32 protein-coding genes are annotated in these 26377 nt (G+C 63.4%); 14 read left to right on the top strand and 18 right to left on the bottom strand.

From position 1 onward, the window contains the following. Positions 1-6 precede the first annotated feature (6 nt). The 7 genes from sspA to zapE form a co-directional block, all read right to left on the bottom strand. Positions 7-633 (bottom strand): stringent starvation protein SspA, encoded by a 627-nt coding sequence (gene sspA, locus FZZ93_RS13675; RefSeq protein ID WP_149322878.1) that lies wholly within the window; start codon positions 631-633, stop codon positions 7-9. A 95-nt stretch (positions 634-728) separates the two neighbouring features. Beyond that, positions 729-1466 carry a cytochrome c1 gene (locus FZZ93_RS13670; RefSeq protein WP_149322877.1) on the bottom strand — a complete coding sequence of 246 codons (738 nt, stop codon included), beginning with the start codon at positions 1464-1466 and terminating at the stop codon, positions 729-731. Next, positions 1466-2725, bottom strand: coding sequence for a cytochrome b (locus tag FZZ93_RS13665; protein ID WP_149322876.1), 1260 nt, complete (start codon positions 2723-2725; stop codon positions 1466-1468). Before FZZ93_RS13665 ends, FZZ93_RS13670 begins: the two co-directional genes overlap by 1 nt. After that, the gene (gene petA / locus FZZ93_RS13660) at positions 2725-3330 is read right to left on the bottom strand and encodes a ubiquinol-cytochrome c reductase iron-sulfur subunit (RefSeq protein ID WP_149322875.1); all 606 of its coding nucleotides are present in this window, start codon (positions 3328-3330) and stop codon (positions 2725-2727) included. Before petA ends, FZZ93_RS13665 begins: the two co-directional genes overlap by 1 nt. Before the next feature lie 350 nt (positions 3331-3680). Next, the gene (gene rpsI, locus FZZ93_RS13655) at positions 3681-4070 is read right to left on the bottom strand and encodes a 30S ribosomal protein S9 (RefSeq protein WP_149322874.1); all 390 of its coding nucleotides are present in this window, start codon (positions 4068-4070) and stop codon (positions 3681-3683) included. A 13-nt stretch (positions 4071-4083) separates the two neighbouring features. Beyond that, the gene (gene rplM / locus FZZ93_RS13650; RefSeq protein WP_149322873.1) at positions 4084-4512 is read right to left on the bottom strand and encodes a 50S ribosomal protein L13; all 429 of its coding nucleotides are present in this window, start codon (positions 4510-4512) and stop codon (positions 4084-4086) included. Positions 4513-4767: 255 nt separating this feature from the next. After that, positions 4768-5943, bottom strand: coding sequence for a cell division protein ZapE (zapE, locus tag FZZ93_RS13645; RefSeq protein WP_149322872.1), 1176 nt, complete (start codon positions 5941-5943; stop codon positions 4768-4770). A 180-nt stretch (positions 5944-6123) separates the two neighbouring features. Between zapE and FZZ93_RS13640 the strand changes: the two genes are divergently transcribed. After that, positions 6124-6555, top strand: a complete 432-nt coding sequence (locus tag FZZ93_RS13640; RefSeq protein WP_187774537.1) for a Z-ring associated ZapG family protein — start codon at positions 6124-6126, stop codon at positions 6553-6555. 45 nt (positions 6556-6600) lie between these two features. Here the strand turns inward: FZZ93_RS13640 and FZZ93_RS13635 are convergent, their stop codons facing one another. Further along, positions 6601-7362 carry a Nif3-like dinuclear metal center hexameric protein gene (locus FZZ93_RS13635; RefSeq protein ID WP_149322870.1) on the bottom strand — a complete coding sequence of 254 codons (762 nt, stop codon included), beginning with the start codon at positions 7360-7362 and terminating at the stop codon, positions 6601-6603. Between the two features lie 96 nt (positions 7363-7458). Here FZZ93_RS13635 and FZZ93_RS13630 point away from each other — a divergent pair, with 96 nt between their 5' ends. Continuing rightward, the gene (locus FZZ93_RS13630; protein WP_149322869.1) at positions 7459-8706 is read left to right on the top strand and encodes a Do family serine endopeptidase; all 1248 of its coding nucleotides are present in this window, start codon (positions 7459-7461) and stop codon (positions 8704-8706) included. A 279-nt stretch (positions 8707-8985) separates the two neighbouring features. On the opposite strand, the gene hisD is transcribed toward FZZ93_RS13630, so the two are convergent. The 9 genes from hisD to FZZ93_RS13585 all read right to left on the bottom strand — a co-directional run bounded on the left by hisD (position 8986) and on the right by FZZ93_RS13585 (position 15764). Next, the gene (gene hisD, locus FZZ93_RS13625; RefSeq protein WP_149322868.1) at positions 8986-10308 is read right to left on the bottom strand and encodes a histidinol dehydrogenase; all 1323 of its coding nucleotides are present in this window, start codon (positions 10306-10308) and stop codon (positions 8986-8988) included. 38 nt (positions 10309-10346) lie between these two features. Then, positions 10347-11000 (bottom strand): ATP phosphoribosyltransferase, encoded by a 654-nt coding sequence (gene hisG, locus FZZ93_RS13620; protein ID WP_149322867.1) that lies wholly within the window; start codon positions 10998-11000, stop codon positions 10347-10349. A 19-nt stretch (positions 11001-11019) separates the two neighbouring features. Beyond that, a complete protein-coding gene (gene murA / locus FZZ93_RS13615) occupies positions 11020-12282 on the bottom strand; it encodes a UDP-N-acetylglucosamine 1-carboxyvinyltransferase (RefSeq protein WP_149322866.1) in 1263 nt (420 codons plus the stop codon). 14 nt (positions 12283-12296) lie between these two features. After that, positions 12297-12551: a BolA family protein gene (locus FZZ93_RS13610; protein ID WP_013331690.1), complete on the bottom strand. Its 255-nt coding sequence runs from the start codon at positions 12549-12551 to the stop codon at positions 12297-12299. A 140-nt stretch (positions 12552-12691) separates the two neighbouring features. Next, positions 12692-13036: an STAS domain-containing protein gene (locus FZZ93_RS13605; protein WP_149322865.1), complete on the bottom strand. Its 345-nt coding sequence runs from the start codon at positions 13034-13036 to the stop codon at positions 12692-12694. Then, complete coding sequence (locus FZZ93_RS13600; protein WP_407650239.1) at positions 13033-13686, bottom strand: MlaC/ttg2D family ABC transporter substrate-binding protein; 654 nt, start codon at positions 13684-13686, stop codon at positions 13033-13035. Before FZZ93_RS13600 ends, FZZ93_RS13605 begins: the two co-directional genes overlap by 4 nt. A gap of 5 nt (positions 13687-13691) precedes the next feature. Next, complete coding sequence (gene mlaD, locus FZZ93_RS13595; RefSeq protein WP_149322864.1) at positions 13692-14156, bottom strand: outer membrane lipid asymmetry maintenance protein MlaD; 465 nt, start codon at positions 14154-14156, stop codon at positions 13692-13694. Between the two features lie 16 nt (positions 14157-14172). Continuing rightward, positions 14173-14955 carry a lipid asymmetry maintenance ABC transporter permease subunit MlaE gene (gene mlaE, locus FZZ93_RS13590; RefSeq protein ID WP_149322863.1) on the bottom strand — a complete coding sequence of 261 codons (783 nt, stop codon included), beginning with the start codon at positions 14953-14955 and terminating at the stop codon, positions 14173-14175. Then, on the bottom strand, positions 14952-15764 hold the full coding sequence (locus tag FZZ93_RS13585; RefSeq protein WP_149322862.1) for an ATP-binding cassette domain-containing protein: 813 nt from the start codon (positions 15762-15764) through the stop codon (positions 14952-14954). The genes mlaE and FZZ93_RS13585 overlap by 4 nt, the downstream gene beginning before the upstream one ends. Positions 15765-15906: 142 nt before the next feature. Here FZZ93_RS13585 and FZZ93_RS13580 point away from each other — a divergent pair, with 142 nt between their 5' ends. The 11 genes from FZZ93_RS13580 to FZZ93_RS13530 all read left to right on the top strand — a co-directional run bounded on the left by FZZ93_RS13580 (position 15907) and on the right by FZZ93_RS13530 (position 24079). Further along, the gene (locus FZZ93_RS13580; protein ID WP_149322861.1) at positions 15907-16860 is read left to right on the top strand and encodes a calcium/sodium antiporter; all 954 of its coding nucleotides are present in this window, start codon (positions 15907-15909) and stop codon (positions 16858-16860) included. 39 nt (positions 16861-16899) lie between these two features. Beyond that, entirely contained in the window at positions 16900-17886 is a 987-nt protein-coding gene (locus FZZ93_RS13575; RefSeq protein WP_149322860.1) for a KpsF/GutQ family sugar-phosphate isomerase, read from the top strand. Positions 17887-17901: 15 nt separating this feature from the next. Continuing rightward, positions 17902-18459: a KdsC family phosphatase gene (locus FZZ93_RS13570; RefSeq protein WP_149322859.1), complete on the top strand. Its 558-nt coding sequence runs from the start codon at positions 17902-17904 to the stop codon at positions 18457-18459. Between the two features lie 4 nt (positions 18460-18463). Then, positions 18464-19048 carry an LPS export ABC transporter periplasmic protein LptC gene (gene lptC / locus FZZ93_RS13565; protein WP_149322858.1) on the top strand — a complete coding sequence of 195 codons (585 nt, stop codon included), beginning with the start codon at positions 18464-18466 and terminating at the stop codon, positions 19046-19048. Then, a complete protein-coding gene (gene lptA / locus FZZ93_RS13560; protein WP_149322857.1) occupies positions 19045-19575 on the top strand; it encodes a lipopolysaccharide transport periplasmic protein LptA in 531 nt (176 codons plus the stop codon). Before lptC ends, lptA begins: the two co-directional genes overlap by 4 nt. Next, on the top strand, positions 19572-20297 hold the full coding sequence (gene lptB, locus FZZ93_RS13555) for an LPS export ABC transporter ATP-binding protein (protein ID WP_149322856.1): 726 nt from the start codon (positions 19572-19574) through the stop codon (positions 20295-20297). The genes lptA and lptB overlap by 4 nt, the downstream gene beginning before the upstream one ends. A 207-nt stretch (positions 20298-20504) precedes the next feature. Further along, positions 20505-21926, top strand: a complete 1422-nt coding sequence (locus FZZ93_RS13550; protein WP_149322855.1) for an RNA polymerase factor sigma-54 — start codon at positions 20505-20507, stop codon at positions 21924-21926. Positions 21927-22026: 100 nt separating this feature from the next. Beyond that, entirely contained in the window at positions 22027-22338 is a 312-nt protein-coding gene (gene hpf, locus FZZ93_RS13545) for a ribosome hibernation-promoting factor, HPF/YfiA family (protein ID WP_013331678.1), read from the top strand. Between the two features lie 6 nt (positions 22339-22344). Then, on the top strand, positions 22345-22824 hold the full coding sequence (locus FZZ93_RS13540) for a PTS sugar transporter subunit IIA (RefSeq protein ID WP_149322854.1): 480 nt from the start codon (positions 22345-22347) through the stop codon (positions 22822-22824). Between the two features lie 51 nt (positions 22825-22875). After that, positions 22876-23805 carry an RNase adapter RapZ gene (rapZ, locus tag FZZ93_RS13535; RefSeq protein ID WP_149322853.1) on the top strand — a complete coding sequence of 310 codons (930 nt, stop codon included), beginning with the start codon at positions 22876-22878 and terminating at the stop codon, positions 23803-23805. A gap of 4 nt (positions 23806-23809) precedes the next feature. Further along, a complete protein-coding gene (locus tag FZZ93_RS13530; protein WP_149322852.1) occupies positions 23810-24079 on the top strand; it encodes an HPr family phosphocarrier protein in 270 nt (89 codons plus the stop codon). Between the two features lie 147 nt (positions 24080-24226). Here the strand turns inward: FZZ93_RS13530 and pmbA are convergent, their stop codons facing one another. Further along, positions 24227-25567 carry a metalloprotease PmbA gene (gene pmbA / locus FZZ93_RS13525; protein ID WP_149322851.1) on the bottom strand — a complete coding sequence of 447 codons (1341 nt, stop codon included), beginning with the start codon at positions 25565-25567 and terminating at the stop codon, positions 24227-24229. Between the two features lie 170 nt (positions 25568-25737). Between pmbA and yjgA the strand changes: the two genes are divergently transcribed. Further along, complete coding sequence (yjgA, locus tag FZZ93_RS13520) at positions 25738-26244, top strand: ribosome biogenesis factor YjgA (protein WP_149322850.1); 507 nt, start codon at positions 25738-25740, stop codon at positions 26242-26244. Positions 26245-26377 lie beyond the last annotated feature (133 nt).

Below are 26377 nucleotides of genomic sequence, written 5' to 3'. Positions count from 1 at the left end.
GAAAATTCAGGGGCGCATCTCGCGCTCGCCCTCACTCAACGCGGCCTTGAAGCCCTCGCGCTCGAAGACTCGCTCCATATACCCCATCAACGGCTGAACCTGCTTTTCGGGCAGCTCGATGCCCAGCGACGGCAGACGCCACAGGATCGGTGCCAGGCAGCAATCCACCAGGGTAAATTCCTCACTCATGAAGAACGGCATGTCCTCGAAGATCGGCGAAATCCCGATCAGACTCTCGCGCAGCTCCTTGCGCGCCTTGTCGGCGTCCTTCTTCGACCCGTTACGGACCTGTTCGACCAGCGGACACCACTCGCGTTCAATGCGGTGCATCCACAGTCGACTCTGGGCGCGGGCCACCGGATAGACCGGCAACAGCGGCGGATGCGGGAAACGCTCGTCCAGATACTCCATCATCACCTTGGACTCGTAGAGCACCAGATCGCGGTCGAGCAGCGTGGGGACACTGTTGTACGGATTGAGATCGGCGAGTTCCTCGGGATGGTTATCCTCGGTTACCTCGACGATGTCCACGGCCACGCCCTTCTCGGCGAGCACAATACGCACACGATGACTGTAATGATCATCGCCCCCGGAATAGAAGATCATCGATGACCGCTTGGCCACTACACCCATGAAACAATCCTCGCATCAGTTCGTCGCGGAATGATAACACGACGCACCCCCGACGGGGGGCGTCGTGAAATGTCGCATCAACAAATCGGAACGACTCAGTGAACGTCGCGCCAGTACTCTCGTTTGAGCAGATAGGCCACGACAGCGAAGACGAAGAGGAAGATCAGAACCTTGGGTGCCAACGCCTGGGCCTTCAGCTTCGACGGCTCACTGGCATAGGCCAGAAAATTGGTCAAATCGAACATCGCGCGCTCGAACTCATCGGGTGACATGGAGCCCTCGTGGACGAGTTCGAGGTGGCAATCCGAGCCGTCTCCTTCATGCTCCGCATCGCCACACACCTGCCGCTGCACGCCCTGGAGTGGCTCCAGTACATTGGGCATGGCCACCAGCGGGAAAACGGTATTGTTCACGCCCGTGGGTCGCTCTGGATCACGGTAGAAACCCAATAGATAGGAATACACCCAGTCGACTCCATGCAGGCGAGTCGTCAGGGTCAAGTCAGGCGGTGCAGCACCGAACCAGGCCTCGCCCTGCGCGGTTTCCAGCGCATTGCTCATCTGATCATTGAAGGCATGAGCATCGGCGAAGATCAGGTTGTCCTCGACCAGTTCTCGCGGCATCTCCAGATCCTCGGCAGCCCGCGAGAAACGTTGATGCTTCAGGGAATGACATCCCATGCAGTAGTTGACGAAGAGTTTCATGCCATTCTGCAACGAGGCCTTGTCGTGCAGATCCGGCGTCATGTCCCGCAGGTGGGCATCACCGCCACTGGCGGCGAGACCGGTTACCGGCAGCAAGACGATACACAGTACAAGCAGTGATTTTCTCATCAGTCGGTCACCCTTTCCGGCACAGGCCTGGTCTTTTCCAGACGGGTGTAGAACGGCATCAGCAGGAAGTAGGCGAAATACCCCAACGTGCATAGCTGGGCGATCGTCGTGCGTGTTTCGGTGGACGGCAGCACACCGAGCACGCCGAGCACGCTAAAACAGATCACGAACAGCCCCAGCATCACCCGGGAGATCCACCCCTTGTAGCGCATTGAGCGCACCGGGCTGCGATCCAGCCAGGGCAGCACGAACAACAGCCCGATCGCCAGCCCCATGCAGACGACACCGAGGAACTTGGCCTCCAGCCCGAACACCGAAAAGGTGACGCCACGCAGAATCGCGTAGAAAGGCGTGAAGTACCATACCGGCGCGATATGATCCGGCGTCTGCAAGGGATCGGCTGGCTCGAAATTGGGCTTCTCGATGAAATAGCCGCCCCCTTCGGGGAAATAGAAGACCACCACGCAGAACACGAACAGGAAAACGGCTACGCCGACCAGATCCTTGACCGTGTAGTAAGGATGAAACGGAATGCCATCCAGCGGTTTGCCATTGCTATCGGTCTTGTCCTTGATCTCGATGCCATCGGGATTGTTGGAGCCGACCTCGTGCAACGCCACGATATGCAATACCACCAGCGCCAGAATGACGATCGGTAGCGCCACCACATGCAGGGCAAAGAAGCGATTCAGGGTAATCCCCGTGACCAGATAGTCGCCACGAATCCACTCAGCCAGCCCCGGCCCGATGGCCGGAATGGCCGAGAACAGCGATGTGATCACCTGGGCTCCCCAGTAGGACATCTGCCCCCAGGGCAGCAGATAGCCCATGAAGGCCTCGGCCATGAGCGCCAGGTAGATGGCCATACCGAAGACCCAGACCAACTCTCGGGGCGCCTTGTAGGAGCCGTACAGCAGGCCACGGAACATGTGCAGATAGATCACCACAAAGAACGCCGACGCCCCAGTGGTGTGGAGGTAACGAATCAGCCAGCCCCACTCCACATCACGCATGATGTACTCGACGGAGTCGAAGGCCCCCTCGGCCGTCGGCGTGAAGCTCATGGTCAACCAGATGCCGGTGAGAATCTGGTTGACCAGCATCAATAACGCCAACGAGCCGAAGAAGTACCAGAAGTTGAAGTTTCTCGGCGCGTAATAACGCGACAGGTGATCCTGCCACAACTGCGTGGCCGGAAATCGCTCATCGACCCAGCGCATCACGCCACGCTGCGCCTTGGGCTTGTTGGGATTTCCCATCAGGCAGCCTCCTCGTCTTCACCGACACCGACGACGATCACCGCGTCGCTCTCGAAGTAATAAGGGGGAACCTCGAGGTTGAGCGGCGCAGGCACGTTACGAAAGACCCGCCCCGCCAGGTCGAAACGCGAGCCATGACAAGGACAGAAGAAACCGCCTGGCCAGTCATCGACGCCGACACCTTCGGCATTGGGTTCCGGCTTGAAAAGCGGCGAACAGCCCAGGTGGGTACAGATACCGATGAAGACACCGATCTCGGGCCGGATGGAACGTAGCGGCCCCTGGGCGTAGCCTGGCTGCTGCGGCTCTCTGGAATCTGGATCGGCCAGGCGGTCGCTGCCCAGCCCCTCGGTGCGCTGAATCATTTCCGCGGAACGGTCGAGAATCCAGACCGGCCGGCCACGCCATTCAACGACCATCCGCTGGCCGGGCTCGAGCTTGGAAATATCCGCCTTGACGGGCGCTCCCGCGGCCCTTGCCCTGGCGCTGGGCTGCCAGGAAGACAAGAAGGGAACTGCCACACCGACCGCTCCCACCGCCCCGATGACCGTGGTCGCCGCCACGAGGAAACGGCGTCGTCCCTTGTTCACGCCATCGTCTGCCATGTGCTGGTTTCTCCGTCGGCTTGTCCGTCCGGAAAACGCTGACGAGCGACGACACGGCTGGCTCCTGGGCCGGCGCACCATGTTGTCATGCGCCCTGAACGATGCCGCACGCCGAAATGCTCAGCGTCTCCTTATTGTTGTCATCCGCCTTATTGTTGTCATTCGTCACGCCTGGGCGCCACGTAATCACGGATCTCGCAGATAGCTAAAGCTAACATAGCAATAAAAACGACCACCTCGCACGATAATGCATTCCACGCGACCAAAGATAATGCCTACAAAAATCATACCCATAAAAAAACGCCCGGGTCGCAAGACCCGGGCGCTCATCTCGACGAGCGTCGAAAAACTTAACGCTTGGAGAACTGCGGACGGCGACGCGCCTTGCGCAGGCCGATCTTCTTACGCTCGACCTCACGAGCGTCACGCGTCACGTAACCAGCGGCGCGCAGCGGCTTGCGGAAGTCCTCGTTGTACTCCATCAGGGCACGGGTAATGCCGTGGCGGATGGCGCCAGCCTGGGCTGAACCACCGCCGCCCTTGACGGTAACATAGACGTCGAACTGATCGAGGGTCTCGGTCAGCTCGAGGGGCTGACGCACCACCATATGACCGGTAACGCGACCGAAATAATCGTTCAACTCACGATTATTGACGGTGATCTTGCCGGTACCCGCTTTCAGGAACACGCGGGCGGTGGAGGTCTTGCGGCGACCGGTACCGTAATACTGCTGTGTCATGGCGAAGACTCCCTCAGAGGTTCAATTCTTGCGGCTGCTGGGCGGCGTGGGGGTGCTCGGTGCCGGCATAGACCTTGAGCTTGGAATGCATGGCGCGACCCAGCGGGCCCTTCGGGAGCATGCCCTTGACCGCGAACTCGATGACCCGCTCCGGAGCGTGATCGATCATCTGTTCGAAATTCATGGAACGCAGACCACCCGGATAACCGGTGTGGCGATAATAGTTCTTGGCGGTGGCCTTGTTGCCGGTGACCTTCACCTTCTCGGCATTGATCACGACGATGTAATCGCCGGTATCGACATGCGGGGTGTATTCCGGCTTGTGCTTGCCGCGCAGGCGACGAGCGATTTCAGTGGCCAGGCGACCAAGCGTCTTGTCCGCAGCGTCGACGACGTACCAGTCACGCTGGACAGACTGCGGTTTGGCAGTGAACGTCTTCATGGGTGAATCACCAGATTGATGCGTTGGGTCCTGACCGGCATGCGGTGGAGGACCATCCCTATTTTTCTTGGTTGTCGCCCCGGCCCATCGAGCCGAACGACAACTTTCGAGCGAGCGCGCATTCTACACGACACGCCACAGCCATGGCAATCGCGGGAAGGCCACGAGATACGAGCTGCGAGATACGAAACCCGAAAACCCAGCTCGAAGCTCGGGCGCAGCGGACGATCCTCCAGCTCCTGGATGAAGTCCGGGTCAAGGCTTGTGCGGCAGTGCGAGGTAGTCGTGGGACTGCATTTCCTGAAGCCTCGACAGGGTCCGCTGGAACTCGAATTCCAGCTTGCCGTTGTGATACAGCCGTTCCGCCGGTGCTTCGGCGGACATCAGCAACTTGACGCCGCGGTCGTAGAATTCATCGACCATGTTGATGAAGCGCCGTGCCAGGTCATCGGTGGCGCCGTCCATGCAGGTGACGTTGGAGACCAGCACGCTGTGGTACTCGCGCGCCAGTTCGATGTAATCGTTCTGGCTCCGGGGGCCATCACACAACTCGGCGAACTCGAACCACACCACATCCTCGTGCAACCGGCGCGCCTGCAGCATGCGGTGATTGACCTCGACCGCGACATCCCGCTCGCCCTCACCACCAGCCAAGGAACGGAAGCTGCGCTCCAGTTCGGCCTCGGCAGCCTCGTCCAGCGGCGAATGGAAGATCTCGGCCTGCTCCAGGGCGCGCAGCCGGTAGTCGACGCCCGAATCCACATTGACCACCTCACAGTGGCGCTCGAGCAGGTCAATAGCCGGCAGGAAGCGAGCACGTTGCAGACCGTCCTTGTAGAGATCGGCAGGCACGATGTTGGAGGTCGCCACCAGCACCACGCCCCGGGCGAACAACGCCTCGAGCAGGTTGGCCAGGATCATGGCGTCAGTGATGTCCTTGACGAAGAACTCATCGAAGCAGATCACCCGCGCCTCGTCGGCGAACTTGTCGGCGACCAGCGTCAGAGGGTTGCGCTGCCCCTTGTAATGCTCGAGCTCATTGTGCACCCGCTGCATGAAGCGATGGAAATGGGTGCGGATCTTCTCGGGAAAGGGCAAGGCCTCGAAGAAGGCGTCCACCAGATAAGTCTTGCCACGGCCCACGCCGCCCCAGAAATAAAGACCGGAAATCGACGGCATGACGGGCTCTTCCGGCGCCTCACGCTTGCCGAGCCAGTTCGACATGCGTGCCTTCAGGCCCTTGGCGGCGGATGCCGGTGCGCTGTGGGTACGTGGCGTCGCCAGCAGCTCATCAAAAAGGCGCTGCAGATGCTCAACGGCCCGCTCCTGGGCCGGGTCGTACTGAAAACCATCCCGCTTGAGGTCGGCGCGGTAGCGCGCCAGAGGCGACCCCGCTCGCGGCGCTTCTTGAGTCCTGTCGCTATCGCTCATGGACATTCCTGGCGATCCATCCTGGCATGACGAAAGACAAGCATTATACGCATCGCGAACGGGCTTTGGCACCGTCACCGCGGGTCGTTGACCCCGGCTCTAGCCCTGGCTCTATAATGGGATGCCATGCGGCTTCGCCAGGAGGTCGTCGTCATCGCAGGACAGTTCAGGGAGACGAATGTGGAACAAGGCAATATCAATTGGGTACTGGCCATCGCTTGCTTGCTGGCCGGCGTGGGCATCGGCGCCCTGGGCTATCACCTGCTCAACGGCGGCGCCAGGACCGCACAGAAACTGCGACAGCGGCTCGCCGAGCGCGACCGCGAACTCAGTGAGCTACGCGCCGGGCTGAGCGAGTACTTCGAGCGTGCGGACGGATTGCTCGACGCCCTGCTCGCCAATGGGCAGAACCTGCAGCAGGAAATGCGCGACAGCGCCACCCGGCTCGGCTCATCACAGCCGCGCAAGCCCGACCTCCACCAGGCCGACGAGACGAATGACAACCTCGACACTCCCCGCGATTATGCCGATGGCAACCGCGGCACGCTTTCCGAGGACTTCGGCCTAAAGTCCAAGAGCGACGAGTCTCCCGCCCAGCCGCCACGTTACTGATGTGCCGACGGGCCCGCCCCGGCTGGGGCGGGCCTGCACGTCGCTTCAGGCCGGGTTGTCGATATCCACGAAGCGGTGCTCGATGCCAAAACGCTCGGCCAGCCATTCGCCGAGCGCCTGGACGCCGTAACGCTCGGTGGCATGATGCCCCGCCGCCAGGTAGTGAATGCCCATCTCGCGGGCCAGATGCGTCGTGCGCTCGGAGATTTCGCCGGAGATGAAGGCATCGGCACCGGCCTCGGCAGCTTGAACGATCATGTCCTGGGCACCACCGGTGCACCAGGCCACGCGCCGCACCTCACCCGCCTCCGGCGACTCGATCAGCAGCGGCGAACGCGCCAGGCGCTCACCGACATGCTCGGCTAGATGCTGCGGCGCCATGGGTTCGGACAGTGTGCCGTGCCAGATCAACCCTTCACCGAGCGCGCCATCGACGCAACCCTCGACACGAAACCCCAGACGCCCGGCCAGAGTCGCGTTATTGCCCAGAATGGCATGGGCATCCAGTGGCAAGTGATAGGCGAGCAGGTTGATATCGTGGCGCATCAGGGTCGCCAAACGTCGCCGCTTCATGCCAACGATATTGGCCGGCTCGTTCTTCCAGAAATAGCCGTGATGCACCAGCACCAGGTCGGCCTGCCAGGCAACCGCCTCGTCGAGCAGCGCCTGGCAGGCCGTGACGCCACTCATCACCCGGCAGACGCGCTCGCCACCACTCACCTGGAGGCCGTTGACGGTGTAATCCTTGAAACGTGCGGAAGCCAATTCCTGATCGCAGGCTGCCACCAGATCATCGCATGTCGTCATGAACCCTCCGGGCGTGGTACAGGATGAAATGTTACAATCGCGGCATTGTAACCAGCACTCACTCCCCCCGCGACCACGCAGAAGGAACCACGCCGCATGCGACGCGCCCTCCCCTACCTCTGGCCTGCCCTGATCGGTGTGCTGGCGGCCATTGTGCTGCTCAATGCCTTTCCGCAATTACTGGGACGCCAGGACAGCGATGGCGAGGCCGACTCCATCCTCCAGATTGGCCAACAGGATGAAAACACCGCCGCCGACCGCCCAGCGCCGGATATTCGTCAGGCAGCTCCAATGTCTCGTGACGCGGGGCCGGTAAGCTATGCCGAGGCAGTCGAGCGTGCAGCGCCCGCCGTGGTCAACATCTACTCGTCGCGGGTGGTCGAGCGCGATTCTCATCCGTTGATGTCGGATCCCTTCTTTCGTCAGTTCTTCAGCGACAACGCCCCCAGCCGCCAACGCATGCTCTCAAGCCTGGGTTCCGGCGTCATCGTCAGCGAACAGGGGTATGTGCTCACCAATCACCACGTGATCAGCGGAGCCGACCAGATACAGGTGGCACTGCGCGACGGCCGCGAGACCCTGGCCGAGGTCGTGGGTACCGACCCGGAAAGCGATCTGGCGGTACTGCATATCGACCTCGAAGACCTGCCGGTGATCGAGCTCACCGACTCCCGAGAAGTCGCCATAGGCGATGTATCACTGGCTATCGGCAATCCGTTCGGTGTCGGCCAGACCGTCACCATGGGCATCATCAGCGCCACCGGCCGCAGCCATCTGGGCCTCAGCGCCTACGAGGATTTCATCCAGACCGACGCGGCCATCAACCCCGGCAACTCCGGCGGCGCCCTGATCAACCCCGAAGGTGCCCTGGTCGGTATCAACACTGCCATCTTCTCGCGTTCGGGCGGCTCCCAGGGCATCGGCTTCGCCATTCCGGCCAACCTGGCCAGCAATATCCTCGAAGAGATCGTCACCAAGGGGCGGGTCATACGTGGCTGGCTGGGGATCGAAGCGCAGAAGCTCGACACCGAACTGGCCGCGTCCTTCGGACTCGAAGCTCCCAACGGCGTGGTCATCGCCAGTATCGTGCCGAATGGCCCGGCGGCCCAGGCGGGGCTGCAACCCGGCGACATCATGCTCAAGGTCGACAACGAGGCGATCCTCGATCCGCGTCAGACCATGAGCGACATTGCCGCCGTGGCGCCGGGCACCGAGCTGCCGGTGACGATTGTACGCGGCGGCGAGACCATGGAAGTCACTCTCGAAGTCGCCGAACGGCCCACACCGAGCCGCCCTTTCCTCTCCGAGCCTCAGGATCCCTCTCAGGATGAAGATGACGAATAAAAAGACGCCCCGCGATGCGGGGCGTCAGTGAGCCTGAGCCGAGAGAACGTGAGCCGAAAAATGCTGCCGGCTGTCGTCGCCCAGAAGGTGCTTACCAAAGTCACGAGAACGGCCAGGGCTAGGGTTAGGCCCGCTCCCTACGGGCCAACGCATTCCCCACATCCATGTAGGCCACAAGGCGACATTCAGCAAGAAGGCGGAGCGTAGCCGCACCAAATGAGCACTTCGAGCTGAACTTCAACGCCGTATGGACGAGCGCAGTAATTTGTACACGCCCTCTCAGTCTCGAATACGATACTCGGCACTACGGGCATGAGCAGTCAACGACTCCCCCCGTGCCAACACCGAGGCAGTCGGCCCCAGGCTGGAGGCTCCCTTCGCCGAGCAGTGAATCAAGGAGGAACGCTTCTGGAAGTCGTAGACCCCCAGCGGTGACGAGAACCGTGCCGTGCCGGACGTCGGCAGGACGTGATTCGGCCCGGCGCAATAATCCCCGAGCGCCTCGGCGGTATGCCGGCCCATGAAAATGGCGCCGGCATGTCGTACCTCGGGTAACCATGACTCTGGCTCCGCCACCGAGAGCTCCAGGTGTTCGGGAGCAATGCGATTGATCAAGGCCAGCGCCTCGTCACGGTCGCGGCATTGTATCAAGGCACCACGGGCGGCCAGCGAGGCACGCACGATCTCCTCGCGCTCCAGGGTCGGCAACTGGCGCGCCATGGAATCGGCTACCGCGTCCAGGTGCGACGCGTCCCAGCTTACCAGGATGGCCTGGGCATCCTCGTCGTGCTCGGCCTGAGAGAAGAGATCCATGGCTAGCCAGTCGGGATCGGTCTCGCCGTCGGAAACCACCATGATCTCCGAGGGTCCGGCGATCATGTCGATGCCGACCCGCCCGAACACCGCCCGCTTGGCGGTGGCTACGTAGATGTTGCCGGGCCCGACGATCTTGTCCACCCGTGGTACGGTCTCGGTGCCATAGGCCAGCGCCGCCACCGCCTGGGCGCCACCGATGGTGAATACATGATCGACCCCGGCCAGGTGGGCAGCGGCCAGCACCAGGTCGTTGAGCACGCCATCCGGCGTCGGTACCACCATGACGATCTCGCCGACTCCGGCGACATGCGCCGGGATGGCGTTCATCAGCACCGATGACGGGTAAGCCGCCTTGCCGCCGGGCACGTAGATGCCGGCCCGGTCCAGCGGGGTCACCTGCTGCCCCAGGACGGTACCGTCCTCCTCGGTGTACTGCCAGGACTGCGGTTTCTGGCGCTCGTGGTAGCGCCGGATTCGCTCGGCGGCATCGGCCAGCGCCTGGCGCTGTATTGGCGGCAGGCTGTCGTAGGCCTGGCGCAGCCGATCGGGGCCCAGGGTCAATTCCGCCATGCTCTCGACGGACAGGCGGTCGAGACGGTTGCTGTAATCCACCAGGGCGGCGTCGCCATGCTGCTTCACCGCCGCCAGGATCTCGTCGACGCGCTGCTGAACCTCGGCATCGGAGACGCCCTCCCAGGCCAGCAAGTCATCGAGGCGCACCTCGAAATCAGCATCCGTGGTAGCCAGGCGGGCAATGTCCAGGGCACCGGCAGGGGATTCGCTCATGGCGGTTCCGTCCTCTCGCAACGGTTAAAAGATGAGGCTCAGGCGGAGGCCTGTTCGCGACGATGCGCGACCGCCTCCTGCAGGCGCTGTATCAGCGGCTTGAGCCTGTCATGCTTCATGGTCATGGCCGCCTTGTTGACCACCAGGCGCGTGCTGATCGGCGCGATCAATTCGCGCGGCTCCATGCCATTGGCGCGCAGCGTGTTACCGGTGTCGACGATATCGACGATCTCGTCGGCCAGATTCATCAAGGGGGCCAGCTCCATGGCGCCGTACAGCTTGATCACTTCGGCCTGGATACCCTGCTCCGCGTAATAGCGGCGGGCCACCTCAACGAACTTGGTGGCCACTCGACGCCGGGCCCGCGCCGGCTCAGCTCCGGTGACGCCGGCCGTCATCAGTTTGCAACGAGCGATCTCCAGGTCCAGAGGCTCATAGAGCCCCTCGGCGCCATGCTCCAGCAGCACGTCCTTGCCGGCCACACCGACATCGGCCGCACCGAGCTGCACATAGGTCGGCACATCGGTGGCGCGTATCACCACCAGCTTGACGTCCGGTAGGTTAGTGTCGAACAGCAGCTTGCGGCTGGCCGACAGATCCTCGGCCGGCGTGATGCCGGCATCGGCCAGCAGCGGCAGAGTCTCGTCGAGAATGCGGCCCTTGGAGAGGGCCAGAATCAATTGCTTGCTCATGGTATTGCCCGTTGTCGGCTTAGCCCGGCACGCGTCGAATCTTCGCACCCAGCAGTTGCAGCTTTTCCTCGATGCACTCGTAGCCGCGATCGATATGATAGATACGATCCACCAAGGTCTCGCCGGCCGCCATCATCGCCGCTATCACCAGCGAAGCCGAAGCGCGCAGGTCGGTGGCCATCACCGGCGCACCGGATAGGCTTTCGACACCGGTGATCACGGCGGTATTGCCCTCCAGGGCAATGTCGGCGCCCATGCGGTTGAGTTCCTGGACATGCATGAAGCGATTCTCGAAGATCGTCTCGACGACCCGCGCGGTTCCCTCGGCCACCGCATTCAGCGCCACGAACTGGGCCTGCATATCGGTGGGAAAAGCCGGATAAGGAGCCGTACGCACGCTGACCGCCCTGGGACGCTGCCCATGCATGTCCAGCGCGATCCAGCCGTCGCCGGACGTAACCTCCGCACCAGCTTCTTCCAGCTTGGCCAGGACTGCATCGAGCAGATCGGCACGAGTGTTGCGCACCCTGACCCTCCCTCGCGACAGCGCTGCCGCGACCAGGAAAGTCCCCGTCTCGATACGGTCGGGCATGACATCGTGGACCGCCCCGTGCAGGCGCTCGACACCCTCGATGACGATGGTGTCAGTGCCATGACCCTGGATATTGGCGCCCATCTTGATCAGGCACTCGGCCAAGTCGACCACCTCGGGCTCGCGGGCAGCATTCTCGAGTACCGTGGTGCCTTCGGCCAACGCGGCGGCCATCAGCAGGTTCTCGGTGCCGGTCACCGTCACGGTGTCGAGGAAGATGGTCGCCCCTTTTAGGCGTCCGTTGACCCGCGCCCGGATATAGCCGCCCTCGACGCGGATGTCGGCGCCCATGGCTTCGAGCCCGCGAAGGTGCAGATCGACCGGCCGCGAGCCGATGGCACAGCCGCCGGGCAACGACACGTCGGCCTGGCCGAAATGTGCCAGCAAGGGACCCAGCACCAGGATGGAAGCACGCATCTTCTTGACCAGCTCATAGGGCGCGTGACAGTCATGCACCTGGGAACCGTCGAGCTGGATGCTCATGCGCTCGCCCATTACCGGCTGCACGCCCATGTGGCCGAGCAGTTCCAGAGTCGTGGTGATATCCTGCAGATGTGGCAGGTTTCCGATGGTCACCGGCTCATCGGCCAGCAGGGTCGCGCAGAGTATCGGCAAGGCGGCATTCTTGGCGCCGCTTGCCCAGACCTCGCCATCGACGGGTCCGTTACCGGTAATGATCAGCTTGTCCATGATTGGGTCGACCCTCAGGCCCCCTTGTTCTCGGCAGCGTCTTGCCACTGTTGCGGAGTATAGGTACGGATGGTTACCGCATGCAGCGCACCGGAGGCAATTTCCTCCGACAGGGCGCCATAGATCAGTTGCTGGCGCTTGACTCGCGACAGTCCCTCGAAGACCTCGCCCACGGCGACCACCTGGAAGTCACAGCCCTCGCCCTGGATATGAAATTCGCAATCGTCGAGCCGGCTCTCGAGCAGCGCCTTGACCTCACTGGGGTGCATCGAATCCTCACTTGTCTGTTATTGACCTGGCTAGTTCGGCATCAAGAAGTTCGCACAGAACGCCTTGATGGTCAGCAAAAGGCAGACCCGACATGGTAAAGAAAAGCGTGGCACTTGGCGATGGCAGGCGGGGGAATGCTTCAGGCACCGGCACCGGCCGGCTCGACCACGGGCAACAGGCTGTCCAGGTCGGCGACGTCGGTCAAGCGCGCCAAGGGAGCCGAAAGGCGCACCTCAGCCACCTCCAGCCCCGAATGGCGAGCCTGACGCAACCATTCGAGCAGCACGCTGACAGCGGCACTGCTGACGCGGTCGACGCCGCTCAGATCGAAGGTCACCTGCTCACCGCGACCACAACCCTCGAGCCAGCGACGACCGGCCTCGGCCAGGGCAGAAGCTCCCTCGAAATCGGCGCTGCCGACCACCGTCAGGGTGTCGTCGGCAGCGTCCAGGCGATTGGCACCATCCTCGAGCAGGACGCTCACTCGCCCTCCTCCAACTGCTCCACGTCGAGCTCCGGCGACCAGCCACCGATTACCGCGTCATAATCGCGGTTGTGCTGGCGCATGGCCTCATCGAACTGATTGCGGAAGGTCAGGCCGAGATTGATGCCATTGACGATCACGTTGACGACTTTCCACTGTCCGTCGTCGAGACGCATCGTATAGCTGACCGGATAGATGGTGCCATCGACCCCGACGACTTCCATGGACACGCTGGCCTGGTCGTCATAGCGCGATGCCTGCTGCGCCTCCGGCACGCGAATCTCGCGGTAGTCGAAGGTAACCAGTCCCTTGGCATAAGTATCGATCAAGGACTGGCGGAAAACCTTGACGAAGCGCGAACGCTGCTCAGGGGTCGCGTTGCCGAAATAGCGGCCCATCACGCTGGCACCGATGTAGCGGAAATCGGCCACGTCGGCCAGGTTGTCCTCAACGACCGCCTCGAGCTCGTCGGGATTCTGGGCAAAATGGTCCCTGCGCCCCTCGATCTGCGACATCAGCGCCTCGACACTATCGCGTATCAGCGCCTCGGGATGTTCGACATCCTGCGCCTGGGCCGGCAGGGCCGCCGTCAGCAGAATGAGAAGCAGCAGGCCGGCATTCAGCCGAACCAGTGGGGAAATCGACATCATTATCGTCACTCCTTGGCTATGTTGGACACGAACTGCTGGATAAGCTCCTCCAGCACCAGGGCGGACTGGGTGTCGCGAATGCGGTCGCCGTCGCCCAGGGTCTCGGGGGCGCCTCCCACCGAGAGCCCGATGTATTGCTCTCCCAGAAGCCCGGAAGTCAGGATCGCGGCAGTACTGTCCTCGGGGAGTGTGTCCTCAAGCCTGCCATCGAGTTCCATGACCACATGGGCATCGTACCAGTCGGTATCCAGCTCGATGCTCCGCACTCGTCCCACGGTGACACCGGCCATGGTGATTCGAGCACGTGGCTTCAGGCCACCGATATTGGCGAAGTTGGCTTCCAGCTCAAAGCTGCTTGCGGGACGCTCGAGACTGAGACCGCTAACCCTCAGGCCGAGAAATACCAGCCCGAGAATACCGGCCAGCATGAACAGCCCGACCCCCAGCTCCATCGTCTTGCTACGCTTCATTGCGTGTCTCCGAACATCAGGATAGGCCTCCGAACATTACCGCAGTCAGTATGAAATCCAGCCCCAGCACCGCCAGGGATGCATAGACCACCGTGCGCGTCGTGGCCCGGGAGATTCCCTCCGAGGTCGGCACCAGGGCATAGCCCTGATACACCGCGATCCAGGTCACCACCAGGGCAAATACCAGACTCTTGAGCAAGCCATTGCCGACATCCGCGACGAAATCGACGCTCGCCTGCATATTGCCCCAATAGGAGCCCTCGAAGACACCGAGCCACTGAACTCCTACCAGTTGACCGCCCCAGACACCGACCACGCCGAAGCCGATGGTCAGCAGCGGCAGCGCCACGAACCCGGCCCAAAGACGCGGCGCCACCACGCGACGCAAGGGGTCGACACCGATCATCTCCATGCTGGTGAGCTGCTCGGTAGCCTTCATCAGGCCGATCTCGGCGGTCAGCGCCGACCCCGCGCGACCAGCGAACAACAGAGCCGCAACCACCGGCGCCAGCTCGCGCAGCAACGACAGGGCCACCATCTGGCCCAGGGCGTCCTCGGCACCGAAATCAACCAGGATGGTATAGCCCTGCAGCGCCAGCACCATGCCGATGAACAACCCCGACACCAGCACGATGGCCAGCGACATCACACCGACGAAGTGCATCTGGCGCAGCCACAGCCGCATGCCCTCCGCCGAGGGCTTGCCGAACATCGACTGGGCCAGGAAGATGCCAGCGTCCCCGAGGCTCTCGAGGGTGTCGCATCCCCAGCGTCCCAGTCGCGCGATGCGCTCGATCATCGTAGCTCCCCCTCACCCAGCAGATCGGCATAGAAATCACGGGCCGGGTAATGGAACGGTACCGGCCCATCGGCTTCACCATGGATAAACTGCCGCACCCGAGGGTCACGATCCACGTCGAGTTCGGATGGCGCCCCGCGGGCCATGACCTGACCATCGGAGATCACATAGACATAGTCGGCGATGGACAGTGTCTCCTTGATGTCATGGGAGACCACCACGGCGGTCAGCCCGAGGGCATCGTTGAGCCGACGAATCAACTGCACCAGCACGCCCATGGAAATCGGGTCCTGGCCGACGAAGGGCTCGTCATAGAGGATCAATTCCGGGTCCAGGGCAATAGCACGCGCCAGCGCCACCCGGCGCGCCATGCCACCGGACAGCTCGGCGGGCGTCAGCTTGCGGGCGCCGCGCAGCCCGACCGCCTGCAGCTTCAGCAGTACCAGGTCGCGAATCATCGACTCGGGGAGATCGGTATGCACGCGCAACGGGAAAGCCACGTTCTCGTACACATCGAGATCCGAGAACAACGCACCGCTCTGGAACAGCATGCCCATGCGCCGGCGCAGCTTGAACAGCGCCTTGCGCGACAACGCATGCACATCCTCGCCGGCGATGCACACGCGTCCGGCATCCGGCGTGAGCTGCCCTCCGATCAACTTGAGAAGGGTCGTCTTGCCAGTACCGCTAGGGCCCATGATGGCGGTGATCTTCCCACGCGGTATGACCATGTCGACGCCACGGAAAATCGACGTCTCGCCGCGGGAGTAATGCAGGCCCTCCACTGTAACAAAGGGGGAGTCGCTCATCCGTTCGCTTTCCCAAGAATAATTATCGAACATCGTATCCTAACCAGGTCTCGGCGCGCCAGCATAGCGGCCGTCTGCTTGCGCCGGCATGACGCAGCATGTTCAATAGGCCCTTTTCTCCACCACGGATCGCTTGCTTCCGATGCTGATTCCCAGCCTTCTCATACTTGCCGGCCTCATTGGCCTGCTATGGAGTGCCGACCGCTTCGTCGGCGCCGCCGCCGCCACGGCCTGCCGTGCTGGCATGAGTACCATGCTGGTCGGCATGACCATCGTTTCCATCGGCACTTCGGCCCCCGAGATCGTCGTCTCGCTCATGGCCTCGCTGGATGGTGTCCCCAATCTCGCCACCGGCAACGCCCTGGGCTCGAACATCGCCAACATCGGCCTGGTACTGGGCGTGACCGCCATGGTCGTGCCGATCCCCGTGCGCTTTTCCATCGTGCGCAAGGAACTGCCGTTACTACTCGGCGCCACGGGGCTCGCCGGTTACGCGCTGGCCAACAGCCAACTCGACCGCCCTGACGGCCTGCTGCTGATTCTCCTGCTGATCTTCAGCCTCTGGTGGCTATTTCGCGCCGATACGCCCGGCGTGGCAGATACCGACGCCGACATTCCCGACATGTCCCTGCTGCGTGCCCTGGCCTGGCTCACCCTGACCCTGATCGTGATGATAGCCAGTTCCCGCGCCCTGGTCTGGGGAGCCAGCGAAATGGCCCGCGCCTTCGGTATCAGCGAGTTGGTGATCGGCCTGACCATCGTTGCCATCGGCACCAGCCTACCCGAACTCGCCGCCTGCGTGGCCAGCGCCCTGAAGCGCCACCACGACCTGGCCATCGGCAATGTCATCGGCTCGAACCTGTTCAACATGCTCGCCGTGCTTCCCATCCCGGCACTGATACGTCCGGGCGCCACTGACCCGGCCGCGGCTGGACGCGACTACCCGGTGATGCTGCTGATGACCCTGGCACTGGGCATGCTGTTACTGTGGCAGCGCCACGGAAAGATCAACCGCCTGCCGGGCGCCGTACTGACCCTGTCCTACCTCGCCTACCTGATCTGGCTGGGTAGTGGCCAGAACATCACCGGCGTCTGATCCTTGAGTGAAACCCCATGACGGGCAACAATCTCTACTATGAATGACGCTACCTTTTCTTCCAGCCAGCTGCGTGCCAGTGCCATCCGCACCCTGACGCTGGAACAGCAGGCCATCGGCGCCTTGATCGAGCACATCGACGAGGGCTTCGAGCATGCCTGCGAACTCATCCTGGCCTGCTCGGGCCGGGTCGTGGTCACCGGCATGGGCAAGTCCGGCCACATCGGCGGCAAGATCGCCGCCACCCTGGCCAGCACCGGCACGCCGGCCTTCTTCGTGCACCCCGGTGAAGCCAGTCACGGCGATCTGGGCATGATTACGCCGGGCGATGTGGTCCTGGCGCTGTCGCACTCGGGCGAAACCGCCGAGGTCACCGCCCTGTTGCCGCTGCTCAAGCGCCTGGGCACGCCGTTGATCAGTATGACGGGGCGCCCCGCCTCGACACTGGGCCGCCATGCCGAAGCCCATCTCTACGCCGGCGTCGAACGCGAGGCCTGCCCGCTCGACCTGGCGCCCACGTCATCGACCACCGCCGCCCTGGCGCTCGGCGACGCCCTGGCCGTAGCCCTGCTCGAATCGCGGGGCTTCACCGCCGAGGACTTCGCCCTTTCCCACCCCGGCGGCAGCTTGGGAAAGCGGCTGCTGCTGCGCGTCTCGGACCTCATGCATCAGGGGACCCGCCTGCCCAGGGTGGCATCCGGCAGCCCGCTGCGCGATGCCCTGCTGGAAATCACCCGTCAGGGGCTGGGCTTCACCTGTGTCGTCGACCCCGATGACCGCCTGGTCGGCGTCTACACTGATGGCGACCTGCGGCGCACCCTTGACCAACATGCCGACTTGAGCGACCTCAAGGTCGATGACGTCATGACCGCACCGGGCAAGCGCATCTCACCCGACACCCTGGCCGCCGAAGCCGTACGCATCATGGAAGACAATCGCATCACCGCGCTGGCCGTGGTTGACGACGACGGCCACCCGGTCGGCGCCCTGCACATGCACGACCTGCTGGCCAGCGGCGTCATCTGAATCCAAGGAGTAGCCATGCGTCACGATGCCCCCTCACTCGCCCCCCAGTTGCTCGATCGCCTGCGGCAGGTGCGCCTGTTGGCACTGGATGTAGACGGCGTGCTCAGTGACGGACGGCTCTACTTCCAGACCGACGGCAACGAGATCAAGGCTTTCCACACCCTGGACGGCCATGGCATCAAACTGGTCCAGTCTGCCGGTGTCGAAGTGGCATTGATCACCGGGCGCGACTCACCGATGGTTAGCCGGCGCGCTGACGCACTCGGCATTTCCCACCTCCATCAGGGCATCTCGCACAAGCTACCCGTGCTGCGCCAGCTCTGCGAGCAACTCGGCATCGAGCTCGACCAGGTCGCTTACTGCGGCGATGACATGCCCGACCTCGCGGCCATTCATCAGGCCGGCGTCGGCATCAGCGTACCCGGCGCGCCGAGCTACATCCGCCAGCATGCCGACTGGGTCACCGAACGCCCCGGCGGTCACGGCGCCGTTCGCGAGATCTGCGATGCCCTGTTGCAGGCCCAGGGGCAATGGGATGCCATACTCGACACCTACCTGAACGATCGGGCCTGATCCCATGCAACTGCCGCGCCCCGGTTTTCGCACCTGGCTCTTCCTGCTGCTGCTGGCGCTCGGCGGCGGCCTGACCGTGCTCGACTTGCGTGACGACGACGCTCCCGGCCCAGTGCCCCGGGATGCCGCCGGCGAACCGGACTATTACCTGGAAGACGTCGAGGCGACGCGCTTCGATGCCGAGGGCTACCCTCACCAGCGGCTTGACACCCCGCGCCTGGTGCACACGCCCATCGACGACGTCACGCGGCTGGAAAACCCCGACGTGAAGCTGCGCGACGACGATGGCCGGCACTGGACCGCCCGGAGCGAACAGGGGCGCCTGGAAACGGGCGGCAATCCCCTGATACTCAGCGGTGACGTGCGGCTCGAAGCACCCAGGGAACACTGGCAACTGAGCACTCAAAGGCTGCACTACGATGCTGACACCGGCCACGCCTGGAGCGACACACCGGCCACGCTGAGCCAACCGCCCCAGTCGATGCAGGGCGATCGTTTCGACGCCTGGCTTCATGACAATCGCGCCCGACTGACCGACAATGTTCGCGGTCATCATCCGCCGGCAACCGACAAGGACCCCGAGTCATGACGCGACCGACTATCGCCTCCCTACTGGGCCTGACACTGGCCATCCTGACACTCGCCGCCTCCCAGGCACAGGCACTCGAGGGCGACGCTAGTGCGCCGATCCAGGTCGAAGCCGACCGCCTGGACCTCGACGACCGCGCCGGCACCGCCGTCTACCAGGGCGACGTACGCATCCAGCAGGGCAGCATGCTGCTGACCGGCGCACGGGTGGAAATCCGCCGCAACGACGCCGGCCAGTTATCCCAGGCCATCGCCACCGGCCAACGCGCCTACATCGAACAGCAACCCGCTCCCGACGAATCCGTGGTGCGCGGCTGGGGGCAACGCATCGTCTATCATGTTGCCGAGCGCCGCATGGAGCTCGTCGACCAGGCCGAACTGCACCGGGGCGGCGATACGTTCGATGGTGGCTACCTGGAATACTTCCTCGATCGCCGCGTGGTCCAGGCGCGCTCCTCCGCCGAGGGCGTCGAAGGCAACCAGCGAGTACGCATGACCCTGGAGCCCGAGAAGCAGGATTCTCAATGAAGACACTCCATGCACGCCACCTGGCCAAGAGCTACAAGCGCCGCCGTGTGGTCCACGACATCAGCCTGGAGATCGACCAGGGGCGTATCGTCGGCCTGCTCGGCCCCAACGGGGCCGGCAAGACCACCTCCTTCTACATGATCATAGGACTGGTCCGCGCCGATGCCGGGCAAGTCGCCATTGGCGACCACGACCTGTCCGGCACCGCCATGCACGAGCGCGCCCAGGCCGGGATCGGCTACCTGCCCCAGGAAGCCTCGATCTTTCGCAAGCTCAGCGTGGCCGACAACATCATGGCCATCCTCGAGACCCGCAAGGACCTCGATCGCGCCGGGCGTCGGGCCCAACTGGAATCGTTGCTGGAAGACTTCCACATCACCCATATCCGCCACAACCTCGGCATGAGCCTGTCCGGTGGCGAACGTCGTCGAGTGGAAATCGCCCGCGCCCTGGCCACCGAACCCGACTTCATCCTCCTGGATGAACCCTTCGCGGGCGTGGATCCCATTTCCGTCGGCGAAATCAAGGCCATCATCCGCCAACTCAAGGCACGCGGCATCGGCGTGCTGATCACCGACCACAATGTCCGCGAAACGCTCGATATCTGCGACGGCGCCTACATCGTCGGCGACGGCCAGATCATCGCCGAGGGCGATGCCGAGGCAATCCTCGCCAACCAGCGGGTGCGCGATGTCTATCTGGGCCAGGACTTCCGGCTCTGACCCCCATGCCTGTCGCTGGCAGGCATGGCCCTATTCTCCCGCATCATCCATGCACGTCTGATCACAACAAGCTGATATAAGGAATGCTTTATCACCAAGGCACGAAAATTGCCAATGGCATGATAATTGCTTAGAACAGGGCTTGCATGCGTCGAACCAGCGGACTAGGGTGGGGACTTTCTCGCACGTTGAGCGGATCTCTTTTCTATGGCCATGAAGGCTTCCCTGCAACTGCGGCTTGGCACCCAGCTCACCATGACACCTCAGCTGCAGCAGGCCATTGCCCTGCTGCAGCTTTCTACCCTCGACCTGCGCCAGGAAGTCCAGCAGGCCCTGGAAGCCAACCCCATGCTGGAGCTCGACGAAGACTTCGGCGAGATGGCGGTCGGCGAGACAGCCGAAGACGACTGGGCCAGCGAGATTCCCGATGAACTGACCGTCGACAGCGACTGGTCCGACACCTATCAGGATGCTGGCCTGGGAAGCCTGAGCGGCTCAGGCAGTGGCGAAGCCCCTGACTTTGAACGTCAGGCGGCCGGCCAGAGCCTGCAGGGCCACCTGGCCTGGCAACTGGCCATGAGCGGCCTCGAGGAACGCGCCTCGCGTATCGCCGAAAGCCTGATCGATGCGGTAAACGACGACGGCTACCTGGACCAGCCGCTGGACGACATCCGTGACGGCCTGCGCGCCCAGGAACTGGAAGGGCTGTCCAGCCGTGAGGTCGAAGCCGTCCTGCTGCGTGTGCAGCAATTCGAACCCACCGGCGTCTTCGCCCGCGACCTGCGGGAATGCCTGTTGCTGCAACTCGCCGCTCTGCCCCAGGACACCCCTCGGCTCCCGCAGGCCCGGCGTCTGGCCCGCCAGTTCCTCGAGGCCCTGGCCGGCGATGACCGGCGCCTGCTGAAGCGACGCCTGAGCCTGGACGACGACGCCCTCGACGAAGTGATCGCCCTGATCAGAGGACTCGACCCACGCCCCGGCAGTGCCTTCGCCAGCGACAGCGATGACTATGTCATCCCCGACCTGATCGCCCGACGCGACGAGCAAGGCTGGCAGGTCGAACTCAATCCCGAGGCCATGCCACGACTACGCATTCAGCCCGACTACGCCGCCCTGATCCGGCGCGCCGACAAGAGCCAGGACAACCAGTTCCTCAAGGACCACCTGCAGGAAGCCCGCTGGTTGCTCAAGAGCCTGTCCAGCCGCAACGACACCCTGCTGCGGGTTGGCCGCGAGATCATGGTTCGCCAACTGGACTTTCTGGAGCACGGCGAGGAAGCCATGAAACCGCTGATACTGGCCGACATCGCCCAGACCGTGGAGATGCATGAATCGACCATTTCGCGGGTGACCACCCAGAAATACATCCACACACCGCGTGGCGTTTTCGAGCTCAAGTACTTCTTCTCCAGTCATGTCGGCGGTGGCGACGACGCTCACTCCAGCACCGCCATCCGTGCTCGGATCCGCAAACTCATTCAGGAAGAGCCGGCCCGCAAGCCACTCTCCGACAACAAGCTCGTCACCCTGCTCGCCGAGGAAGACATCGACGTAGCACGGCGAACGGTCGCCAAGTATCGCGAATCGATGAACATCCCCTCCTCGAGCCAACGCAAGCGCCTTCGTTGACTCTCTGCTGGAAGGCGAGCAAGGCGCTTTCCACAGGGGGTTTGCTCGGCTCCAAAAAGGGTTACAATCGAGGCACAATCCCAGGAGCAAGGAGCGTGTCATGCAAGTCAACCTCACCGGCCATCATGTGGAATTGACCGACGCCCTGCGTGACTATGTCCAAGAGAAACTCGCGCGCCTCGAACGTCATTACGACAACATCACCACCGTGCAAGTCACGCTCTCCGTGGAGAAGGAACGCCAACAAGCTGCCTGTACCCTGCATGCTGCCGGTGCCGACCTGCATGCCGAAGCAATGGACGGCGACATGTACGCCGCCATCGACGCCCTCGCCGACAAGCTCGATCGCCAGTTGGTGAAGCACAAGGAAAAATCCCAAGCGCGCGCCCAGGGCGCCGCCGGCGCACGCTGACCTGCCATGTCACTGGAAACCATCCTACCCCCCGAGCGCACCCTGTTCGACGTGCCCGGGGGGAGCAAAAAGCGCGTGCTGGAATTCTTCAGCACCTTCATCGCCCAGAACACCCCCAGCCTGGATAGCCAGGAGGTCTTCAGCCGCCTGATCGGTCGGGAACGCCTGGGCAGTACAGGCATCGGGCATGGGGTCGCCATTCCCCATTCCCGCAACCCGCACTGCAAAGCCCCCATCGCCGGCTTCCTGAAGCTCTCCGAGCCGATCGATTTCGACGCCATCGACGGCGACCCCGTCGACCTGGTGTTCGTCCTGCTGGTTCCCGAGCAGGCCGACGACGCTCATCTGGCACTGCTCGGCCAAGTCGCCGCCGTGATGAACGACGCCGACACACGCAATGCCCTGCGTCGCGCGGATAGCCAACAGGCCCTGCACGAACGGCTCATCGAGGCGATTCGCCGACAGGCATCGGCCGAAAACAACTGACGCAACCACTCAGCGGCCTCGCCCCGGCCAGCATTCGACCAGGAGACCGCCATGCAGATCGTGATCATCAGTGGCCGTTCAGGCTCGGGCAAGTCGATCGCCCTGCAGGCGCTGGAAGATCTCGGCTTCTACGCCATCGACAACCTGCCGGCGATGCTGCTCGGCTCACTGGCGAAAGAGTTGCGTGATGGCCAGACGCGCAGCTCCATCGCCGTCAGTATCGATGCCCGCAACCTGCCACACGCCCTGCAGCGCTTCCCAAGCTTGCTGCATGACCTGCGTGCCCAGGGCATACAATGCCAGGTCGTCTACCTGACCACCGACGCGCGTATCCTGCTTGAGCGCTACTCGACCACTCGACGACGCCATCCGTTGACCCGCAATAACCGGATGACGCTGGCCGAAGCCATTGAGCAGGAAGAAGTGTCCCTGACGGACATTCGCGATCTCGCTGACCTGGTGATCGATACCTCGCGACTCTCGGTGCATGAACTTCGCGGCCGCATCGCCGACCAACTGGCCGATCGCGGGCAGGAAAGCCTGACCCTGACCATCGAATCCTTCGGCTTCAAGCGCGGCGTGCCCCTCGACGCCGACATCGTCTTCGACGCGCGCTGCCTGCCGAACCCCTACTGGGATCCCTCGCTGCGTGACGCCACCGGACGCGACGAGAGCGTCATCGCCTTTCTCGATAGCTACCCGATGGTCGAGGAGATGCACCAGGATATCCTCGCTTGGGTGGAACGCTGGCTCCCCCGCTACCAGGCCAGCCAGCGCAGCTACCTGACGGTGGCTGTCGGCTGTACCGGCGGCCAGCATCGCTCGGTCTACCTGGCCGAGCATCTGGCCCACGATCTCTCCACCCGACAATCCGGCGTTCGTCTGCGGCACCGCGAACTCGGCATCCACCTCAGCCGCCTCCCCCCGGAAACGGCTCTCGAACAAGACGACCCAGACCACGACCATGAAAAGGAACCCTGAGTCCGTGCCGAGTCGCAAGCTCACCCTGACCAACAAGCGCGGCCTGCACGCCCGCGCTGCTACCCGCCTGGTCCAGTGCTGCCAGCCCTACAACGCCAGCGTCACCGTCTCCCACGGCGGCCAGCGGGCCGACGCCACCAACATCATGTCGCTGCTGATGCTCGCCGCCCCCTGCGGCACCGAACTGACGCTGGACGCCGAAGGCGATGACAGCGAAGCGGTTCTGGATGCCCTCGAGACACTGTTCAACGCCCGGTTCGACGAGGAAGCCTGACCGCGTGAGGCGAGACGCGAGATGCGAGATGCGAGATGCGAGATGCGAGATGCGAGATGCGAGATGCGAGCACTATGATGAATGCTCGAGAGCTTAAAGGCCCGCGACATTGTCGCGGGCCTTTGCTCGAAGCTCGAAGCTCGAAGCTCAGCCGCCCGCGACCGTCATTTCGTCGATCAGCCAACTGCCGGTATGAATACTACCGCGGGTATCGATGTCGTCGCCGACGCCAATCAGCCCCTGGAACATCGTCTCGAGGTTGCCAGCGATGGTGAACTCTTCCACGGGGTGCTGTATCCGGCCGTTCTCGACCCAGAAACCAGCGGCACCGCGGGAATAATCCCCGGTCACGCCATTGACGCCCTGTCCCATCAACTCGGTCACCAGCACACCGCGATCCATCCGCGCCAAAAGCGTCTCGAGCGACTCCAGCGGTGCAGCAATGCGCAGGTTGCGGGCACCGCCGGCATTGCCGGTGGTCGACATGCCCAGGCGACGCGCGCTATAGGCGGAAAGCAGGTAGCTGGCCAGGCGCCCCTGATCGACGAAGACATTGTCACGCGTCTGGACGCCGTCGGCATCGAAAGAGCTACTGGCCATGGCGCCGACTTCCATCGGGCGCTCGCTCAACGAGAACCACTCCGGGAACAGCATGGTGTTCAAGCGTTCGCACAAGAAGGAGGACTGGCGATACAGGGCGCCGCCGGCGATGGCTCCCATCAGGTGTCCGACCAGCCCTGAGGCCAGCGAAGGGTCGAACAACACCGGCATGCGACCGGTGGCCGGACGCCCGGCACCCAAACGCTGCAGGGTACGTTGCGCCGCGCTCTCCCCCACGGCGGCGGGATCGCGCAGGGCACGTGGATCACGCGCTGTAGTGTAGTCGTAGTCGCGCTGCATGCCCGAGTCATCCTCGGCGATCAGCAGGCAGGACAGCGAGTGTCGGCTGCCACGCTGCCCGCCCAGGAAACCGTGACTGTTGGAATAGACATGAACGCCCTCGCCGCTGGACAAGCTGGCGCCCTCGGAACTACGAATCCCCTCGACGCCACGACCGGCGCTCTCGCAGGTCAGGGCCAGCTCGATGGCCTCCTCGGTGGACAGCGGCCAAGGGTGGTGCACGTCGAGATTCGGAAAGCGAGTGGCCATCAGCTCGGCATCTGCCAGGCCGGCGGCCGGATCCTCGCCGGTATAGCGCGCAATGGCCAACGCCTTCTCGACCACATCACGCACCGAGGCCTCGCTGGCGTCGGACGACGAGGCACTCCCCTTGCGCTGGCCCACGTAGACGGTCACCGCGATGCCCTGATCCCGCGACAGTTCCACGGTTTCCACATCGCCCTCGCGCACGCTGACGCCGATGCCCTGATCGACGCTGGCGCCCACCTCGCAGGCATCGGCCCCCAACCGGCGAGCCAGGGCCAGGGCCGCTTCGGCGCGAGTTTCCAGCAGGGCCTGCTGATCGGCGGCATCGAAAGCCTGTGTCATCGATCTGTCTCCTCACTCGGCCGGCGCTCAGGGCCGGCACTTCACAATAGCGTGTTTGTCCAGCCCATGACGATGGGCTGGTATACTGGGCCGATGCGCCACGCCCCGATGTTGGCAACCCCGTTGGCAACCCTGCAGGCAATCCAAGTTTCATAACCCCAGGACACGGCATGACCCAGGACGATTCCTTCCCGGCCGACGAGCGGCCCAGCAAGTCCCAGCTCAAGCGCGAGATGCACGCTCTCCAGGCACTCGGCGAGCGGCTCATCGCCATGAACGAGAGCGAGCGGGCTCGCTTTCCCCTCTCCGACGAGCTCCTGGCCGCCATCGAGGAGACCGGCCGCATTCGCGCTCGGGAGGCTCGCCGGCGCCACATGCAATACGTCGGCAAGCTGATGCGCCGCGAAGACCTCGACGGCATCCAGGCGGTGTTCGACGAAATCGACCGCGAACAGCTGCAACGCGACCACGCCTTCCACCGCCTCGAGAAATGGCGGGACCGGCTGATCGACGAAGGCGACGACGCCGTCGCCGCCTTCATCGAGGCCTTCCCCGACACCGACCGCCAGGCCCTGCGCCAGTTGATCCGCAACGCCCGCCGCGAACGCGACCAGGGCAAGCCCCCCACCAACGCCCGCCGGCTGTTCAAACTGATCCGCGAGACGGCCGGACTCTAAAGCAACGAGCCGCGAGCCGCGAGCCGCGAGCCGGATGGTGCCACCGCCCTCTAAAGCGTCAACCCTTCAGCTCGTAGCTCGTAGCTCGTAGCTCGTAGCTCGTAGCTCGTAGCTCGTAGCTCGTAGCTCGTAG

It is taken from the genome of Halomonas eurihalina (genome assembly GCF_008274785.1).
GTDB lineage: Bacteria > Pseudomonadota > Gammaproteobacteria > Pseudomonadales > Halomonadaceae > Halomonas > Halomonas eurihalina.
Note: the sequence above shows the minus strand (reverse complement) of the source record. Positions and strands in the feature narration are given on the sequence as shown.

Bases quoted from the DNA above. Each gene is read 5' to 3' on its own strand.
- murA (WP_149322866.1), bottom strand. From the start codon at position 12,282: ATGGACAAGCTGATCATTACCGGTAACGGACCCGTCGATGGCGAGGTC.
- petA (WP_149322875.1), bottom strand. From the start codon at position 3,330: ATGGCAGACGATGGCGTGAACAAGGGACGACGCCGTTTCCTCGTGGCG.
- FZZ93_RS13610 (WP_013331690.1), bottom strand. From the start codon at position 12,551: ATGCACCCCAGTGAGGTCAAGGCGCTGCTCGAGAGCCGGCTCGACGAT.
- FZZ93_RS13665 (WP_149322876.1), bottom strand. From the start codon at position 2,725: ATGGGAAATCCCAACAAGCCCAAGGCGCAGCGTGGCGTGATGCGCTGG.
- pmbA (WP_149322851.1), bottom strand. From the start codon at position 25,567: ATGACACAGGCTTTCGATGCCGCCGATCAGCAGGCCCTGCTGGAAACT.
- rpsI (WP_149322874.1), bottom strand. From the start codon at position 4,070: ATGACACAGCAGTATTACGGTACCGGTCGCCGCAAGACCTCCACCGCC.
- yjgA (WP_149322850.1), top strand. From the start codon at position 25,738: ATGACCCAGGACGATTCCTTCCCGGCCGACGAGCGGCCCAGCAAGTCC.
- mlaD (WP_149322864.1), bottom strand. From the start codon at position 14,156: ATGAAGCGTAGCAAGACGATGGAGCTGGGGGTCGGGCTGTTCATGCTG.
- FZZ93_RS13635 (WP_149322870.1), bottom strand. From the start codon at position 7,362: ATGACGACATGCGATGATCTGGTGGCAGCCTGCGATCAGGAATTGGCT.
- zapE (WP_149322872.1), bottom strand. From the start codon at position 5,943: ATGAGCGATAGCGACAGGACTCAAGAAGCGCCGCGAGCGGGGTCGCCT.
- FZZ93_RS13550 (WP_149322855.1), top strand. From the start codon at position 20,505: ATGGCCATGAAGGCTTCCCTGCAACTGCGGCTTGGCACCCAGCTCACC.
- lptB (WP_149322856.1), top strand. From the start codon at position 19,572: ATGAAGACACTCCATGCACGCCACCTGGCCAAGAGCTACAAGCGCCGC.
- rapZ (WP_149322853.1), top strand. From the start codon at position 22,876: ATGCAGATCGTGATCATCAGTGGCCGTTCAGGCTCGGGCAAGTCGATC.
- lptA (WP_149322857.1), top strand. From the start codon at position 19,045: ATGACGCGACCGACTATCGCCTCCCTACTGGGCCTGACACTGGCCATC.
- FZZ93_RS13600 (WP_407650239.1), bottom strand. From the start codon at position 13,686: ATGATGTCGATTTCCCCACTGGTTCGGCTGAATGCCGGCCTGCTGCTT.
- FZZ93_RS13670 (WP_149322877.1), bottom strand. From the start codon at position 1,466: ATGAGAAAATCACTGCTTGTACTGTGTATCGTCTTGCTGCCGGTAACC.
- FZZ93_RS13540 (WP_149322854.1), top strand. From the start codon at position 22,345: ATGTCACTGGAAACCATCCTACCCCCCGAGCGCACCCTGTTCGACGTG.
- sspA (WP_149322878.1), bottom strand. From the start codon at position 633: ATGGGTGTAGTGGCCAAGCGGTCATCGATGATCTTCTATTCCGGGGGC.
- hisG (WP_149322867.1), bottom strand. From the start codon at position 11,000: ATGAGCAAGCAATTGATTCTGGCCCTCTCCAAGGGCCGCATTCTCGAC.
- hpf (WP_013331678.1), top strand. From the start codon at position 22,027: ATGCAAGTCAACCTCACCGGCCATCATGTGGAATTGACCGACGCCCTG.
- FZZ93_RS13570 (WP_149322859.1), top strand. From the start codon at position 17,902: ATGCGTCACGATGCCCCCTCACTCGCCCCCCAGTTGCTCGATCGCCTG.
- lptC (WP_149322858.1), top strand. From the start codon at position 18,464: ATGCAACTGCCGCGCCCCGGTTTTCGCACCTGGCTCTTCCTGCTGCTG.
- rplM (WP_149322873.1), bottom strand. From the start codon at position 4,512: ATGAAGACGTTCACTGCCAAACCGCAGTCTGTCCAGCGTGACTGGTAC.
- FZZ93_RS13585 (WP_149322862.1), bottom strand. From the start codon at position 15,764: ATGAGCGACTCCCCCTTTGTTACAGTGGAGGGCCTGCATTACTCCCGC.
- mlaE (WP_149322863.1), bottom strand. From the start codon at position 14,955: ATGATCGAGCGCATCGCGCGACTGGGACGCTGGGGATGCGACACCCTC.
- FZZ93_RS13580 (WP_149322861.1), top strand. From the start codon at position 15,907: ATGCTGATTCCCAGCCTTCTCATACTTGCCGGCCTCATTGGCCTGCTA.
- hisD (WP_149322868.1), bottom strand. From the start codon at position 10,308: ATGAGCGAATCCCCTGCCGGTGCCCTGGACATTGCCCGCCTGGCTACC.
- FZZ93_RS13575 (WP_149322860.1), top strand. From the start codon at position 16,900: ATGAATGACGCTACCTTTTCTTCCAGCCAGCTGCGTGCCAGTGCCATC.
- FZZ93_RS13630 (WP_149322869.1), top strand. From the start codon at position 7,459: ATGCGACGCGCCCTCCCCTACCTCTGGCCTGCCCTGATCGGTGTGCTG.